General features: G+C 62.5%; 14 protein-coding genes. 12 read left to right on the forward strand and 2 right to left on the reverse strand.

Features of this window, described 5'->3' with window-relative positions; all coding sequences use genetic code 11:
• Window positions 1-58: 58 nt before the first annotated feature.
• Window positions 59-2161 carry an FtsK/SpoIIIE domain-containing protein gene (locus tag DBV08_RS00105; protein ID WP_124566152.1) on the reverse strand — a complete coding sequence of 701 codons (2103 nt, stop codon included), beginning with the start codon at window positions 2159-2161 and terminating at the stop codon, window positions 59-61.
• A gap of 301 nt (window positions 2162-2462) precedes the next feature.
• Here DBV08_RS00105 and DBV08_RS32160 point away from each other — a divergent pair, with 301 nt between their 5' ends.
• The 9 genes from DBV08_RS32160 to DBV08_RS00145 all read left to right on the forward strand — a co-directional run bounded on the left by DBV08_RS32160 (window position 2463) and on the right by DBV08_RS00145 (window position 13048).
• A complete protein-coding gene (locus DBV08_RS32160) occupies window positions 2463-2621 on the forward strand; it encodes a hypothetical protein (RefSeq protein ID WP_185564365.1) in 159 nt (52 codons plus the stop codon).
• A gap of 795 nt (window positions 2622-3416) precedes the next feature.
• Entirely contained in the window at window positions 3417-3743 is a 327-nt protein-coding gene (locus tag DBV08_RS00110; protein WP_124566153.1) for a hypothetical protein, read from the forward strand.
• A gap of 41 nt (window positions 3744-3784) precedes the next feature.
• Window positions 3785-4183, forward strand: coding sequence for a hypothetical protein (locus DBV08_RS00115; protein WP_124566154.1), 399 nt, complete (start codon window positions 3785-3787; stop codon window positions 4181-4183).
• Window positions 4180-7227: an ATP-binding protein gene (locus DBV08_RS00120; protein ID WP_124566155.1), complete on the forward strand. Its 3048-nt coding sequence runs from the start codon at window positions 4180-4182 to the stop codon at window positions 7225-7227. Before DBV08_RS00115 ends, DBV08_RS00120 begins: the two co-directional genes overlap by 4 nt.
• Entirely contained in the window at window positions 7224-9323 is a 2100-nt protein-coding gene (locus DBV08_RS00125; protein ID WP_260395204.1) for a hypothetical protein, read from the forward strand. The genes DBV08_RS00120 and DBV08_RS00125 overlap by 4 nt, the downstream gene beginning before the upstream one ends.
• On the forward strand, window positions 9323-10150 hold the full coding sequence (locus DBV08_RS00130; protein WP_124566156.1) for a hypothetical protein: 828 nt from the start codon (window positions 9323-9325) through the stop codon (window positions 10148-10150). The genes DBV08_RS00125 and DBV08_RS00130 overlap by 1 nt, the downstream gene beginning before the upstream one ends.
• Complete coding sequence (locus DBV08_RS00135; RefSeq protein ID WP_124566157.1) at window positions 10147-11721, forward strand: peptidoglycan DD-metalloendopeptidase family protein; 1575 nt, start codon at window positions 10147-10149, stop codon at window positions 11719-11721. Before DBV08_RS00130 ends, DBV08_RS00135 begins: the two co-directional genes overlap by 4 nt.
• Complete coding sequence (locus DBV08_RS32675; RefSeq protein WP_260395205.1) at window positions 11718-12281, forward strand: hypothetical protein; 564 nt, start codon at window positions 11718-11720, stop codon at window positions 12279-12281. The genes DBV08_RS00135 and DBV08_RS32675 overlap by 4 nt, the downstream gene beginning before the upstream one ends.
• A 179-nt stretch (window positions 12282-12460) precedes the next feature.
• Complete coding sequence (locus tag DBV08_RS00145; protein ID WP_124566158.1) at window positions 12461-13048, forward strand: hypothetical protein; 588 nt, start codon at window positions 12461-12463, stop codon at window positions 13046-13048.
• Window positions 13049-13085: 37 nt separating this feature from the next.
• On the opposite strand, the gene DBV08_RS00150 is transcribed toward DBV08_RS00145, so the two are convergent.
• Complete coding sequence (locus DBV08_RS00150) at window positions 13086-14117, reverse strand: DUF3068 domain-containing protein (protein WP_124566159.1); 1032 nt, start codon at window positions 14115-14117, stop codon at window positions 13086-13088.
• A 145-nt stretch (window positions 14118-14262) separates the two neighbouring features.
• Between DBV08_RS00150 and DBV08_RS00155 the strand changes: the two genes are divergently transcribed.
• The 3 genes from DBV08_RS00155 to DBV08_RS00165 are packed head-to-tail and all read left to right on the forward strand — an operon-like array spanning window position 14263 to window position 16420.
• On the forward strand, window positions 14263-14745 hold the full coding sequence (locus DBV08_RS00155; protein ID WP_054187079.1) for a hypothetical protein: 483 nt from the start codon (window positions 14263-14265) through the stop codon (window positions 14743-14745).
• Complete coding sequence (locus DBV08_RS00160; RefSeq protein WP_124566160.1) at window positions 14742-15821, forward strand: hypothetical protein; 1080 nt, start codon at window positions 14742-14744, stop codon at window positions 15819-15821. The genes DBV08_RS00155 and DBV08_RS00160 overlap by 4 nt, the downstream gene beginning before the upstream one ends.
• On the forward strand, window positions 15818-16420 hold the full coding sequence (locus tag DBV08_RS00165) for a phosphatase PAP2 family protein (RefSeq protein WP_124566161.1): 603 nt from the start codon (window positions 15818-15820) through the stop codon (window positions 16418-16420). Before DBV08_RS00160 ends, DBV08_RS00165 begins: the two co-directional genes overlap by 4 nt.
• The last annotated feature ends 2 nt before the right edge of the window (window positions 16421-16422 follow it).

Genomic DNA, 16422 nt, shown 5'->3' on the forward strand with positions numbered 1-16422 from the left:
GGGTGGACCTTTCGGGTGAGGGTTGTGCAGGTGTGTCAGCGACGTCGGGGCTCCGGTGTCAAGGCGCGGCTGCAGTGGTGTCAGGTTCAGGGAGCAGGACGACTTCGTGCGGTCCGTAGGTGATGTGGTTCTTGACCCGTCCGGTGCCATGGAAGGTCAGGGTGGTTTCGGTGACGGCGCCGCTGTCTTTGTCTCGGATGACGGTGACCGCGGCGACGGTCACGGGGTGTTCGTTGCCGCGACTGTCGTCGACGAGGACGGTCATTCCTTCAGTGACCGCGGAGGCGGGTATCGCGTCGGCGAAGTCGTCCCCTGCGTCGGCGGCAGGCGTGTCGTCGTGGTGGCCGAGGACGGTGGGCTCGGGAGCTCGGCCGTAGGCGCGGGCAGCGACGGCGACGGCGCGTTCGGATTCGATGAAGTGGCGCAGTTCGGTCGAGTAGAACGCGATGTGCGGTTCCTGCTGGGGCCGTAGCCCGTCGATGATCTTCTTCTCCGAGGTCGAGAGTTGGTTCCATTTGTTGGGGTGCGGGTCGACGTTCGGTGTCCACCACATCTGCGCATCGACGGGCACGCCGTCGTTGCCGAGGGCGACGCCGCGGCCGGGGACGGAGGTGTCGATTTCGCGGCCGATCTGCGAGTCTCCCCACAGCATCATCGCGCCGTCCTGCGAGAGGTTGCCGAGGGAGATGCGGGTGCCGAAGTTATCGCGCGCGTTGCCCGAGGCGCCGCCGAAGAGGGACGCGTCGGGTCGTTGCACACCGAGCAGGAGCCGGATACCGGCCGAGCGTGCGAGGACGGCGAGATCTGCCCACGCCCCGAGTGGGTCGAGTTCTTTGAGGAGTTCGCGGGTTTCGTCGTCGCCGGTTTTGGCGAGGCGCTGCCATTTGCCGGAGAGGATGAAGAACTCGTCGAGGACGGCGATCAGGAGCGGAAGTTGGGACGGCTCGATCTTCTTCACGTGGACGTAGTGGTTGCGGGCCATCATTTCGCTGTGCAGGGCACGCACGAGCATCGCGGAGCGGACGGCGTCGTAGACGATGGCGGCGCACCCGGGGTAGCCCTCGAGTCCGTCGAGTTCGATCATTTTCGGGTCGACGCCCAGGAACGGGATTCCTCGTCGTGATGCTTCGGTGAGCAGGGTGCGGATCACCGATGTCTTGCCGCCGCCGGTGGGGCCGACGATCAGGCAGTGAGGTTTGTTCGACTTGGTGGAGATGTCCCAGAACATGTTCACCTCCGATGCTGCCGTCGCGTAGGGCAGGTGGCGCAGGTTCTCGTCGACGAGTTCGAGAGGGTGATCGACGCGGGTGGGTAGTGGGGCGCGCAGGCTCATCAGGAGGTAGCCCTCGGAGGGAAACCAGTCGGTGGCCCAGGTGCGGCCGGATTCGTGCTCGCCGGCGAGGGCGGCGAGGGCTTCGTCGACTTTCTTTTGGAATCCGCGTGCTCCGCTGGAAAGGGTGGGTGTGAAGGTGATCTTGAAGGCGGTTTCGACGTCGCCGTCGAGCGCGGCGACGCTCACGGCCGGCTCTTTCAGCGGTCCGTCTTTGAGGGAGTTCGCCAGTGCCTTGTGCCGCGGTGATCGGAGGTCGGGTTGAGTCAGTGTGCGGGTGATGCGGATTCGGTCGCGGTGGGGGTGGTGGACGACGGTGTAGGTCCATGTGCTGGTGCGCTTGCTCGCGGAAGCTCGTACTGCGGTGGTGAATTCGTCTAGCTCTTTCGGACGGATGATGGCGCCGCGGGCAAGGGTGATGGTGGCGCTGCGCAGGGTGGTGATGCCGGGCGGGTATCCGATGGTGATTTTGACCGGGGTGTGGCGGGTGCTTTGCCGGATTTGGGCGTCGAGTCCGGCGCGGTGACGGTGGGTGAGGAACCGTGCGATATCGCAGGCGAGCAGGCCAAGCGTGAGGGCGGCGAGCGGCCACCGATACTCGTGGACTGCGGAGACTGCGCTGTCGAGATGAGGGGTTGAGAATTGTTCGGCGAGTTCGAGGAGTCGCGGCGCGAGAAACGCGAGTGTTGTTGCGATGACGGCGAAAGGCGCCCACATCCTGTACTGGCGGATGGCGGACTCCCCCGCGTCGCTTGTTCTCGATTGGGGTTTGTCGGAGCCGAAGAGGTCGACGAGAAAGTCTTTGAGCGGGTCCTGCTGACGTCTGCTCACCGTCGACTCCTCTCACTCGAATCCAGTCCCACGGCGGTCGTCGCGTGGGGTGTGCGGGGTGCACTGTCACAGAGCTCGGGAAGCGATCTCAAGCCGCCTGTGGATAACTTGTTTCGCGGGTGCATGGCTGGAACGCGCGTCACATGCCCCGAAGTGCGATACCGGGGCACGATAAACACCCCTCTCCCCTACCCGCGGCTGGTTCTGTTTGTGGCGCTGCGCATTACCGGTCGAAGACCGCGCGACTGCATGGCTGATACACCGCGTGAGGACTTGTTAGACCCCTTACGGTACGGGCCCGATGACGATGTACATCTCGGGTGGCTTGTGTCTTCCTGCGTCACTGTTCGCGGACCCCAGCAGGGCTCTCGAACGCCTCGTTTCGTGGGGTACGGAACCCGGTGGTCGAACAGCCGAGAGCGGTGTGGACGACACCGTGGCAGGCGTCGCGTCAGGATGATCCGGAGATACTCCGTACAGGACCCCGACCAGCAGTTGATTGAAATATGTTGGCGCGAAGCAATTTTGATAGGTACACTCCCCCTAGGCCCGAAGGGCCGGGGGAGTGACCCCGAAGGGAAAGGGTGAATCGGGCCCCTGAATTTCACCCCAGTCCACACCCTCTGCAGGCACCCCCGATGCGGGACTGTTCGAGCACAGGGTGCGCAGCCTGCCACGCGTGCGTGCTGAACACGCTATGCATGCAGCGCATGCACACCACGCAGGCGGTGGAGACGAACTGCTCTTCGAATGTCAGATCATGACCACGGCACGCGTGCCTCGAGCAAGCTCCAGCAGGAGTCACCCGCACAGCTGGCAGACACGTTCCGAAAAAGGTTCTGCGCGAGGTTCTTCAGGCGGACGAAGACCACGAAGCACAACGAGGGAGACATGTGTCGATCGCCACGGTCTGCGGCGGGTCCGTCGACGATGCCCGTTCGCATCTCTCTGCCGCTCCACTGAAGGAACCCTCCCGTCGAGGTCTGGGAAGTCTCCCGCGGACACCGGCAGCGAAGACTGTTCCGTGGCCGCGCTCCCCCTTCATTCGAGGTAGTTCCCGCGATCGCCGAGAGATCCCTGACGGATGAATCGCGACACCTGACCACACTCCACACGACGACACGCACCAGCGCGCCAACCGCGGAACCGAGAAAGTTATCCACAGGTTGCATTGAAATTCCTGCCACCACTCTTCTACGTTTCCGCGCAACCACATTCGTGGGGTCTGGTTTCACCACTGTGTTGGAGAGTGCTCATGTTTTCTCTTGCTTCCACCGTGATCGACGTGTGGATCCCGGCGACGCATCCACTGCTCGCCGCAGATGCGGTGACCCTCGCGCAGTCGACGGACGTCAATACCGGTGGTCTGCGCGCGTGGATCAAGGACAACATCGTCTTCACCATCCTCATCGCCCTCGCGTGTGTGGTTCTCGTCGGTGGTCTCAAGGGCAATTTGTCCCGGGTCTTCACCGTCGGCGGACTTGGTTTGTTCGGGCTTGCCTACCTCGGTATCGCGACATCGGAATCGGCGGCCACGGGGATCGGCAATTGGCTTCTCGGGCTCGTCGGTATCTCGACCTGACCGCTGATGCCTGCGCAGAGAACTTTCGAAGGGGATGCACGGTGATCGACAACGACGACCTGATGTACCGCGTGGACCGGCACTACCTCGGCCCGACCGGTTATCCACTGCCCGTGCGGATCCGCTACACGGCCGGCATCGTCGGCGTGGTTGCTTTCGTGGTGGTGTTCGTGATCGGTCGCGGAATTCTGCACGTCCCGCTCGGATTCAAATCACTGATGGTGATGGCCGTGATCACGGTGTGGCTTACGACCCGGATCGCGAAGTTCGTCACCCCAGACCGCCCACTGCGCTCGGTTCTCAAGGCCGCCCTCAACGACCTCGTTGCGCCGCGCCCACCGAAGCGCGGCGCACCCGTGTTCATCTCGCTACCTCAGCGGTTGACTACAGGAGAACGTGCCGTCGTACCTGTTCGCCTCTACGGTGAGGATCACCGATGACCGTTCCCGAGAACGACATTGCGGCTCTGTTCGATCCGAAGCTCGACGACCCGGTTCCGGTCATTCCTCCCGGTGCCCTCCCTCCGTCGTGGGCAGCAGTGCAGTCGCATGCTCCGCAACCGGTGCGTGCGTGGTCCGAAGCCGAACCCGCACACGCTCCGGATGGTTCTGAATACGAGCACGGCGAGGACGACACCGACGGCCACACCTCCCCTGCAACCGATCCGGAGCACGTCGCAGACGAAGTGCTCGGCCGTCGGCGTCGCCGCACAGGCAAGAAACGTGCAAAGTCGGCAACAGATCGCGACAAGGCCGCAGCGAAGAAACGTGCAGACCGCGAACGAAAAGCGGTACGCCTGAAACTGACCGGCACATCAGCGAACATCACCCGCACCGCGACCACCTCCACCGCATGGTTCGTCCAACGCCAGGGGCCGTGGAATTTCCGCACCACCGGAAAGCAGCGCCGCTTCATCCAGGACGAAGCGATCATCCTGACCAACCTGCAGAAGGCCGGCGTCAGCACGCTGCATCGCCGCCTGGTGCGCACCCCGTTCCCCGTCGCACAGTGGGCAATCGATCACGACACGTGGGCCACCCCGATTCCCGATGTTCCCGGCGCACTGTCATGGGCGGACTACCTGCGCGGGCAGCAGCATGCGATGTTGTGGTCCAACGCAACGATCAAAGGCCGCTACTGGGGTATCGAACTGCCGCAACGCTCCTCACTCGGCCAGGGGTTGGACTGGACCGCCCGGATGCTGCGTCACCTCGCTCACTGGCCACTGCTGGGCAGAGTGTGCACCGGGGTGAACAGCTGGGCCGACGACGCCTTCGAACGGGAGCAGAAGGCCCTTGCCGATCACCTCGCCGCACTCGAACGCATCATGTCCGGCCGTGGCGTGAAAGCAACACCGGCCACACCGGCCGCGATCGACTACTTGCTGCGCCGATCAGCGACCATCGGTCTGCCACTGGAAGCTGGCGGTGCGATCGCCGGCGCCGGAGATTGGGAAGAAACCGACGTCGCCGCCCTGGAAGATCTCACCGACCTCTCCCTCACCCCAGGCGACGGGTACACCACCGTCTCCGGCGTCGTCGACGGCCGCAAGTACACCGGCGTGGTGATCGTGCTGACGATCGGCCGCATGGCTCCCCTACCGATTCCGGAACGGATGTTGCCGTGGCAGATCATCGGCGATCCGTCCGGTGAACCTCTCGAATGGTCCGATCGCATCGAGCTGCACGACAAAGCGAAAACGATCCGCACCATGCGCTCGCTGACCGGCAAGATCGAATCGCAGTTCGACCACTACACCGTCGAACACGATCAGGTCCCGCCGAAAGAGTTGGCGGAGCAGCACGCCCGCGCACAGGACGTGATCTCCGACGTCGAAGAAGACCATTCCGGACTCTCGACTCGAACCACCGGGTGGTACCGCCTTGCGGTGGTCGGCACCGACCCCGACGATGCGCGGCAGAAAGTCTCCGAGCTGCAGGAGATGTACTCGCCGCACATCTCGCTCGAACAAGAGCACGGCCAATACCAGTTGCTGCGCGAGTTCGTACCCGGTGAGCCGCAAGCCAACATCGCCAACAAACGGCACATGGATGTCGAAGCAGTCGCCGCCGGGATGGCGACCGTCGGTGACCGGATCGGTGACCGCCGGGGTGTCGTCCTGGGCGAGACCGGATCCATCTCGCCGCGCCCGGTGATCTGGGACCTGTTCGCCGCGCACGAGATCAAGCACAAGTCCGGGCTGACACCGATCGTCGCCGTACCCGGTTCGGGTAAGACGTTCCTGGCAGGCATGATCGTCTACCAAGCCGTGAGAGCCGGCGCGTACGGCGTCGTCCTCGACCCCTCCGGTCCGCTCGCAGCGTTGGCCGGACTACCGGAGTTTCGCGACATCGCCCGCGTCTACGCCCTCACCGGTCGCGATTCACGCGCTGGCGCCTTGAACCCGTACCGCGTGATCACCGATCCACGTCGTGACGATCCCGAGTACGACGCCCGCAACGTCGAGTTCGCACGGGATGCAGATCCGTTCGCGGCGGCGCAGTCGAAGTTCGATGCGGATATGCGTGCAGCTGCCGCCGAGCGTGTCGAGGTCGCTGTCTCGGTGCTCAAGATGATGCTGACCGAACGGCATCTGCATCTCGAGCACACCGAACCCGTGTTGCACATGGCCGCGAACCTGGTCGGCGGCGACAGCAACCACAACCTCCGAGAAGTGTTGGCCGCGATCCAATCGATCGGAGTGAGCGATCCGGACCAGGCCGTCAAAACGTGCGCGAACGGGTTGTACCAGCAGCTCAGTTTGATGTCGGAACTGACCGAGGCGCGTGTGCTGTTCCCAGAGGAGGGCACGATCGGCAGTGGAGCGGATGCGTTCGATGCCGACATCCGTCTGACGATCTTGACGATGCCGGGCCTGCAGCTACCGCCCGCAGGCACGCCGTCCTCACAGTGGACACCGCAGCAACGGATGACGGCGCCGTTGATGCACATGGCCGCGTGGCTGGCGAACAGGCTCGTCTACGAAAAGCCTCGCCACGTGCGCAAGGTGCTCTTTCTCGACGAAAACAAATACCTCGAATCCACTGGCGCAGGCCGCACCCTCAACCTCCGAATCGCGCGCGACTCACGCAAATTCAAGGTCCGTGCCCTGGTCTGCTCGCAGCTTCCGGATGATTTCCTCGGATTGGACGGCAGCGACGACAAGACCGCCCTGACCTATGAGGTGTTCGTCGGTGACGTCGGCGGTGATCCGCATGCAATCGAAGGCGCGCTGAAACTGCTCAAACTTCCCACCGGGCAGAGGTTCGAGCAGTTTCTCGCGGAACTGGGCAGCGGCGGTGAGGACACTCTCGACGAGGACACCGACACCTCGTATCAGGACGAAGCGCGGCGCTGGATGATCCGGATGGCCGACGACGTGGAGCTGGTGCGTTCGAGCTGGATTCACTACGTGCATCTCGCGCATGTGTTCGCGGCGCTGAATTCTTCGTCGGCGAAGAACGCGCTCGGCGGCGCCGCATGAATACCCGCGGAGGGATCAGAGCGCCCTCGGCGGAGCTGGATGAGGCAATCCCTCGCAGATCGCGAGTTCGGGCGCTGACCGTCAATCTGGCGCGGGTTCTCGCCGTTCTGGCGCTGGTGCTGGTGCCCCTCGTCGCCCTGGGTGGGCCGATCGCATCTGCCGGCGGATTCGACTGCAAAGACGTCCCCTCCCCCGAGTTCCCGAATTCGGTGATGGCTGCCGAGTTCGATTCCTCGAGCAAAGACCGCGAACCGAAACAGGGCGGCACCGGCTACGAAACCTACGGGTGGGCCGGGTTGCGCTGGTACACCTACGACCTCGGCTGCGGCAACGACCTGGTCCGCGCACCGGACGCAGTCGCGGACACCACCCTGGGCAATACATTCCTCGCGATCGGCAAGGGATTCGCTGCTGCAGCGTTCTGGCTCGACGACCAGACGAAGACCGGGGCAGTTGCAGAAGAGGCCGGGATTGCCCCGGCGATGGTGCAGTTCGATCAGATCGTCGCCTCGATCTCCAACGGGATGCTCGGTGTCTACGGAACGTGGCTGGGTGTGGCTTTGATGGTGGTCGCGACGATCATCATCTGGAACGCCCTCAAATCGAATGCCGCGGCCGTGACCCGCACCGTCGCGATCGCCGGCACTGCAATGGCGATCGGAGCACTGTTCGTCGGCGCACCGCAAAAGGCCATCCAGGTCGCCGACGACACCTTCGGATCGGTCATCACCGACACACAAGGTCAGATGCTGTCCGTGTCCGGAAACACCGGAGACCCCCGCAATGTACTGATCGACAAGATCTTCCTCGACGACTGGCGCAAGGGATGGTTCGGCGCGAATTTCAACGACAAGGAATTGAAACTCGGACCGAAGCTCCGCGATACCCTCGCGTTTTCGTATGCGGAGCAGCGAGAAGTGGCCGGCGACAACGAAGCCGCGAGCAAGCTCGCCGAAGAGAAAGCAGCCAAATTCGACGACGAGATCATCGACAAACTCGACGGATTGAACCTCTCGTACGGCCAGTTCCAGGGCAAGGACTCCGGACGCACCGGCACAGGGTTCATGGCGATGATCAAACTCGCCATGCCCTCCATCCTCTGGATCGGCGCATCCATCCTCAAACTCACTGCGCTACTAGCTATTCGACTCGCAATTCTCTTCGCACCGATCTGGGTTCCGATCGCCGCCGCACACGGCGGCACCCTCTCTCGCGTGTGCCGCATGATCGCCACCGCCTACATGTGGGGCGTGGCCGGCGCGGTCATCCTCGCGCTGTATCTGATGGCGCTGGTCAAGCTGTACGACACCGACAACGGTCTCGTCGACGGTACGTGGCGGCTGTGGTTCATGGTCATCTTGACGGCGGTGTGCTGGTTCATCATGCGTCCGTTCAAGCGGATGACTCAGACCTTCACCCAGAACCAGGCGGGCGCACTCAATCGCAAGGCTCGTCACGCGCAGACGTCGATGAAGCAGAAGTTCTTCAAGGCCGGCAGCGCCGTTGTGGGCGGTCCCGCGGCGTCGATGGTCGAGGAAGGTGTCGGGGCGCTTCGGAAGGCGACCAAACGCGGTGGTGACCTCGACAAGGATTCAGTGACACCAGTGCGTCCGGAAGGACGTGAGTTGAATCAGCGACGTCGCCACGAGGTCGACAAGTCGCGCGTCGATGCGCGTAAGAAGATGGATCGTCAACAGCGTCTGACAGATTCACGCAAGAACGATGTGCGCCGCCAAAGCCTCGCCGGTACCGCGAAGAGTTCTACGGGCCTCAAGCGGCCCGTCGCCGATCGGCCGCAAACTGCAGGTACCGCCGCCAATCGAGGCCAGGCACTCGCTCGCCAGTTGGTCGGAACCGAAGCCGGTTCGCCGCGCAGCTCTTCGTCGGTGAGTGAGACATGGGACGGAGGCCCGCGGTCGAGTATCGCGCCGATGAAGGTGTTCACCCCGCCCTCGCGGGATGTCTCCACCGGGTCGACGACACCCCGTTCGGGTGCGACGCGCTCGAACTCGTCGACGCCTCCGCGGTCCACCGCCCGACTGTGGACACCGTCGTTGACCTCAGCAGGTACCGATTCGACCGACAGGTTCAGCTGATGTCCTCCAGCGCAGCCAATCCCGTACTCGCACCGATCCGACGGTGGGTGCTGTACTCGCGCACCAATCTGACGATCACGATCATCTCTGCGTTCGGTGTGCTGTTCGTGGCGGGAGCGGTGTTCGGCCAATCCCCGACCCCGTCGAACACTGCCTCGAAGATCCCAGCCTCCACCGCATCAACGACAGGAGCAGCGTCCGCGACCCCGGGTGATCTGAGCTACGAGTTGACCGAAGTGACCGAATCCTCCATTGCCGGCAAGTCGATCGCTTCGGTTGCCGAGAGCGCACCGGCGACAGCGATGGCCTACGCGCACGACTACGTCGATCAGTCACTCTCGAACAGCGAATGGAAGACCAAGCTGGGCGTGCACACCGCCGAAGCGCCCGGCGTGACGGTGGTCAATACCCGCCCGCTCGTACCGGTCGCGATCACCGGCCCGACGCGCAGTGAGATCGTGGCCGGCACCGGCGATGAGAGCGCCGTGCAGGTCATCGTCCCGACGCAGGCGGGGAATTTGCGGATCACGCTCAAAGTGTCGGGCACCGACAAGGGTTCGACGTGGCAGGTCCAGAATCCATTGCCCACCCTGGACCGCAGCGAGATCGACAAGCTCGGCGCACCTTCCCTCGCGAGCGCTCCGGCCTCGGAAGCTCCCACAACCACCACGGCTCCGAAGTCGACGACCTCGCCGAGCGCTACCACGACCACGACGCCGACACCGACCAGCTCGGTCGCTGTTCCCTCGGCGGACCTCGAACCGGCACCTGTTCCCGGCCCCATCCCGATTCCCGACCTCGACACACCGCTCCCAGGAACGCTGTGAGTCGCCGCCGTGAGGCGGTGGCCCTGATCGTCACCGCTGCCACCGCTGCGATCCTGGGGCTGTCCGGATGCACCCAGCAGCCGGTGATCCCCCACAACCGTTGCGGCGGATACTCGTCGAGCGAGGGGGACGACAAAACCACCTCGGCGACCGGCAACACCGAACTGAAAGCATCGGGGCCGATCACCCAGCCAACCAAGGAAGGAACGACGACGTTCACGTCCCCGTTCGGGCCTCGCTGGGGAACCGAACACAAAGGCGTCGACTTCGCCGGCCCCGTCGGGACACCGATCTACGCGGCACTCGACGGCGTCGCGGTCAAGGCCGGGCCCGCATCCGGGTTCGGGAACTGGATCGTGCTCGACTCGCTCGTCGACGGCAAACCTGTGAGCACCGTCTACGGCCACATGTTCGACGACGGTGTCCTCGTCACGGAAGGCCAGCAGGTCAAGGCCGGCGACCACATCGCGAACATCGGAAACAACGGCCAATCCACCGGCGCACACTTGCATTTCGAATACTGGGACGGGGGACGACTGCAGGGCGGAACCGCCGTCGATCCGATGACCAAGCTCGGCGGAGCGCCCTCCCCCGCCGGCGAAGCGGGCAGTGATTCTCCTGCCATCGAGCTGGCCGCCTCGTCATCATCGATCGACTGCGGCGGCTTCGGCGTGGCAGGTGGCGGCGATCTCAAAGCCGGTTCCGTTCCTCCGGAAATGGAGCCGTGGTTCCGCAAAGCCGGATCGATCTGCCCCCAGATCAAGCCCTCGCTACTGGCGGCAGACGCGAAAGCCGAAGCCGGCCTGGTCCGTGGACTGACCTCCGGCAGCGGGGCGCAAGGTATCACGCAGTTCATGCCGAGAACATTTGCTTCTTACGGCCAGGACGACGACGGCAACGGCAAGATCTCGATCTGGGACGACGGGGACGCGATCATGGCTCAAGGTCGATACTTCTGCGCCATCGCGGCCAAGATCGACGGATGGATCGCCGACGGATCAGTCAAAGGCGATCCGAAATCGCTCTACATCGCTTCCTACAACGCGGGCGAAGGCGCAGTGAAGAATGCCGGAGGAATGCCCAGCGGCGGCGACTACACCACCCAGACACAGCCCTACGTCGCGAAAGTCCTTGCATACGAAGCAGAGTTCGCAGCACCCGGCGGTAGCGGCGAACTCGTGGTCTCGCCCGGTTCGGCGTCCGGATCGCAGGTCGTCGAAGCCGCCCGCCAATTCCTCGGCACCCCGTACGTCTGGGGCGGCGGCAACATCAACGGCACCACCGGCGGTGGATTCGACTGCTCCGGACTGACCAGCTACGCCATCTATAAGGGCAGCGGAAACAAGATCACCCTGCCCCGGACGTCCGAACAGCAGTGGAACGTCGGATTCGAGATCCCGATCGACCAAGCACAAGCCGGGGATCTGGTGTTCGGATCGTGGGCCGGAACAGGTCCTGGCCACGTCGGCATCGCGATCGGCGGAGGCCAGATGGTTCACGCCCCCACCACGGGGGACGTCGTCAAACAAGCTCCACTGCAGAGCGATATGAAAGCCAGGAGGGTTCTGTGAGCAACGCACGCAAGCTGGTTCTGCTCGCCGTCGCTGTCGTCCTCGTCGGCGGGCTGGTGTACTTCCTCTCCTGCCGGGGCAACGAGACGGAAACCGCGACAGCCGAACAGACCACCCCAGCGCCGGCGCCGCCGACCATTCCGCCGTCCCAGGACCCGACAACAATCGACGTCCCCGCGGATCCGGATACGGAGGTGGCTGAAAATATCGCTCGCCAGGCGCTTTCCGTCGCCTTTACCTGGTACCCGGCAACGGACCGTAGCCCCACCGACGGATACATGCGCGCCAGGGAATGGTTCACCGACACCCTGGCACAGACCCTGCTCGTCGACACGCACACCGAACGAGGCCCAGGAGCGCAATGGAACCAATGGGCCTCCGACAACGCCAAAGTCGTCGCCGACGCGACCCTGGGTTGCTCCGGCTGCCCGCCCGACACCGACGCCCTCATCCAGCGAGTCGCCAGCATCCACCAAACCGCAATCACCGAAAACGAAACCAGCACTGTCACACCAGATACCACGGTCTGGGTGACCCTCACCAAAGGTGGTGACCAGTGACTCCTCGACACCATCCACTACTGACCACCACGCCCCACCGTGACTGCACGACAAAAGATTCGCACCGATCGACTAGGTTCGTAACAACCAACAGGGGGCCGAACGAGACACAGGAACAAAGGGTTTCAGGGACATCGGACCCGAACAGGCCCGCGAACCCACATGGGAGGGGAACACCCATGAAGCGCACCACCACCGCCATCGCTGTCACCGGGTTCCTTGCCGCACCCCTGATCCTGACCGCATGCTCGGACTCGACACCCGCCAACGACAAGGACGGCAGCTCCACCACCAGCGCAAGCAACGGTCGCGTCGGCACCGTCGCACCAGCTGAAACCTCCTCCTGGCGAGGAAACCTGTTAATCGGAGTCGGCGACCAGCAAGCCAACGACAAGATCACCCTCCCAGCCGCCAACCAGGTCCAAGCACAGTGCATAGGCGAAGGCGACAACCTCACCGTCGACATCACCGCCCCCAACGGCTGGCATGCAGTCCTCACCCACGGATCCCAAACCGTCACCATCGAAAACCCCCAACTGAACTATGCCGCGCAAGAATTCACCACTCCGCAAAGCTCACTCGACTACGACATCGCATGGAACAACAAATTCGGCAGCGACAAGCAGTATCTATCGGGTGTGACCTGGGACGTGCCCCAAACAGGTGACGTAGAAATCCAACTCAACGAGCGAACACCCCCTCACTGGGTGATCAAATCAGCCGAAAAGGTCAATCTCGCCATGCATGTCAGTTGCGGCTCTCAATAACAGCGAAAGTGCGGTCCGGCGCGATCAGTTCCGGCACCTATCGAGCCACGAGATCGCCGGACTTCCCATTTTGGACTATCAGAGATTGTGGCCCGGGTCTCGTCGATGTCCATCCAAGATATATCCCACCAAGAAGAAGCAGTAGTCCGACAGAGCCCCCGATTGCCGGTCCGTAGTCCGTACCCCACCGGATTTGGTCTCTGTACATGACTGCTCGTTCGATCTGTTCGTGCTGCGTCTGGGAATCGAGTTTGGGGGCTACATCGATGATCGTGATGGTTTCAGGGGCTGAAGCGGATGTCGCAAAATATTGCCTATAGTGTTGCTGCACTTGGATTATGGCGCCGGAAGTGGGCTCGACGGATAGTTCGCGCGTGATGCCGTAGAAACGTTTCAAGGTGACTGGGCTCGTTCCTGGTTTCCCCCAGTTGGAGGCGGGCAATGTGATCTCCGTGCCAATCTCCACAGGTGAAATTTCCTGACGGAATTTGTAGACGTCAACGCCTTCAATTTCACCCTCCGCGATGAAGTTCGCGTCATAGCTATCCCGCAGTGTCGAGTCGAAATACGGATACGTTCGTTTCTGTGTGTCGAACGGAAATTTGAATTGAAGTCCTTCATGGGCAACGATTTCCGACGGTTTGTCCATCACGGTCTGGATCGAGCCGGTCGGCTCCTCGACCGGCATCGCCGAGATCCTGTCGACGGTGGAACGATCGATGCTTGCATTCACAATTGCTGCCGAACCGGCCCGATCATCCCGCACCATCTGAACCGCCGACTGCAGGGTCACCACGTCGGATCCCGACGGATCTTCGGCAGTGACGCGTTGCTGGACCGTGATCGGAACACTGCTGTCCACAACCAATTTGCCCTTGGCTAAGGCCGCAGCATCCAGCAATACTGCAGTACCCGTCGACACTGTTGCCGCATCGATGCTCAACGGAATTTTCACCAGCTGGCCCTTGGCATAGGTGGGCGCCAACGCACTCATTGTCAGCAGAAAACCTGCTGCCGCAATAGCTACGCAGGCAGCGCGTCGACGTGAGGGGCGCAAGTTAGGCGACATTCGGACGACCCTAGCGTGTCTTGTGCTCGACTGCGCGAGCCCGTGACTGCGCTAGTCTTGAGCGCTCAGTTGAGCTAAACCAACTACAACGACTACGGTGTTCGGTTGGGGCCGTAGGGGATACTCGGTGAGGAGGTGCCCCGAAGTGGCAGATAAAACCGTCGCTCGAGCAGTCGAGCGTCTGTTCCGCATTGCCGTAGGCGACGAAGCGCGAACCCTTGAAGGTATGGCCGAAGCATTGTCGCGCGACCGCGGACGCCCACTGACCGTGCTGGACGACGCTGTCCTCCCGCCAGGTGTATTTGGTCAATGGGTCCGGCACCATGACCGCGATGAAGTGTCCTGTGCAGGGTGGGTTCATGCGCGCGACCGAACGATTGCTCATGAGTTGGGACATATCGCGTTGAACCACTCCGGTAGGCCGGCCATCGATTTGGCCACCGACTTCCTTCCACCCGCGTTGCGTGATCTTGGAATTCTGATGCTTCGACGCGATTGTGTGGACACCGTCTCGACGGAAGAAGCCGAGGCTGAAGCATTCGGGAGTCTGCTTCTGCGGCGGCTTCACGTCACACGGCGCGCGCAGAATCCGTCGGTTCGTTCACAACTGGATGAGGCACTCGGTTGATCACTGCTCTCGCGGCGGCAGTACTCGCCATTGCAGCGGCCACCCGGATCCAGCGTTGGTGGTTTTCCAGGTCATGGACTCTGGCGGGTGCAATCATCGTTCTACTGTGTATGTCGATTCATATGGCGCTCAACGTGAAAACGGTCGAGAGCGCTGTCAGAGTCACACTCGGGGCTGGCGTACCCGGAACAATCAAAATGCTGCTCGTCTGCGGTATCTGCGTCGGCACCGCCATTGTGTTCACAACCGTTACCAGCTCCCAGCATCTCAAAAAGCTACTTTGGCTACATGTTTCACTGTCAGTTGTCACCGCAGCGCTCTCGTTCTACTTCTTCTTCAAGACTCCGTGGCCGGCATCGAACCCCGACAACCGGACTTTCGACCACCAATACGCATTTCTTCCGGGTTACGCAGAGGGCCTGATGTTGGGCATGGCCTATCCGCTTCTGTTGTGCTTGATGGTGACGATCATCGCTATTCGGCAGGCAGACCGGCGGACGGCAACCGGCTGGGGGCTCATCATCATTTCCCCCGGAGCCGCAGCACTCAGCGCATACGCCGCACTCCGAATTGGTTACCTGGGGTCGGTACGGTGGGGACTGATCGATCCGACCCCGACACCCTTTGCTATCTCGCGCTTACTGGCCGTTGTCGGCGTTCTCTTTGTCGCAACGGGAGTCCTGGTTACATCGATTGGAACCGCGCTTACCTCACGAGCGCAACTTCGGGCCTTTGACGACCTTCACTCCGAGCTACTTGCCCGTTGGCCTGGTGCCCTACGGCCATCCGAGCCCGGAAGCGGCGCCGCAGATCGGACCGCCGATCGCGCAGCGGAACTGTTGGACGCGCTGAGCTTGGAAGCCAAGAGGCAGGCTCTACCGAACCAAGGTGCAGCCTTGAGCCGGACAGAGGTGGCACATGCTGTTGCGGAATGGATTATTACTGATCGGATTCCGGAGGGACTGGGATCGGACAACCTCCGAGCACGGGCAGCTACTTCAGATGTCCGCTGGGCGCGAGAACTGGGTGAGACGTACGCCCGTGAAATCGAACGAAAGTTGGTCCGCGAGCAATGACAGAAACACGAGTACAGGGGAATACCTCGGGACAGGACCGGATCGCACGGTTACTTACCGAGGTCGGCGCGCCCTGGGTCATCAACATCGTGACCTCATTGATCCTCGGGTGCTCCATCGGGGCGCCAGGGTGGGGAATCTTCGTCGCGATCTGCTCAGGTGTGGTCCCTATGTGCGTCATCCTCTACGGGATGCGGAAGTCGAAAATCGGCGACCACCATGTCACCAGCATCAGCGAACGACACCTGCTCATTGTTGTATTGCTCGCAGTTGCCTTGGTTGGGTTGAGCATTCAGATTGTCGCGAGCGCACCCATTCAGATGATCGCGTTCATGACTGCCGGTTTGGCGGCGCTGGTAGTGGCTGCATTGATCACTAGTGTTCTTCACTGGAAAGTCAGCGTGCACACTGGAGTTTCAGCGGGGGTCACCATAGTTTTGGCGCTTGCGCTGTCGCCTTGGTGGCTGCTTGCTCTCGCCTTGACCCCGTTGATCGGATGGTCACGGGTTCATTTGGGAGATCACACCAAGGGGCAGGTCATCGTCGGAGCTATCGCCGGAGCAGTCACAACGGGGATTACATATGCGTTGATTGCTTAGAC

Origin of the sequence: Rhodococcus sp. KBW08 (genome assembly GCF_003852455.1) — a bacterium.
In the GTDB taxonomy this organism is placed as follows: Bacteria; Actinomycetota; Actinomycetes; order Mycobacteriales; family Mycobacteriaceae; genus Rhodococcus_F; species Rhodococcus_F baikonurensis.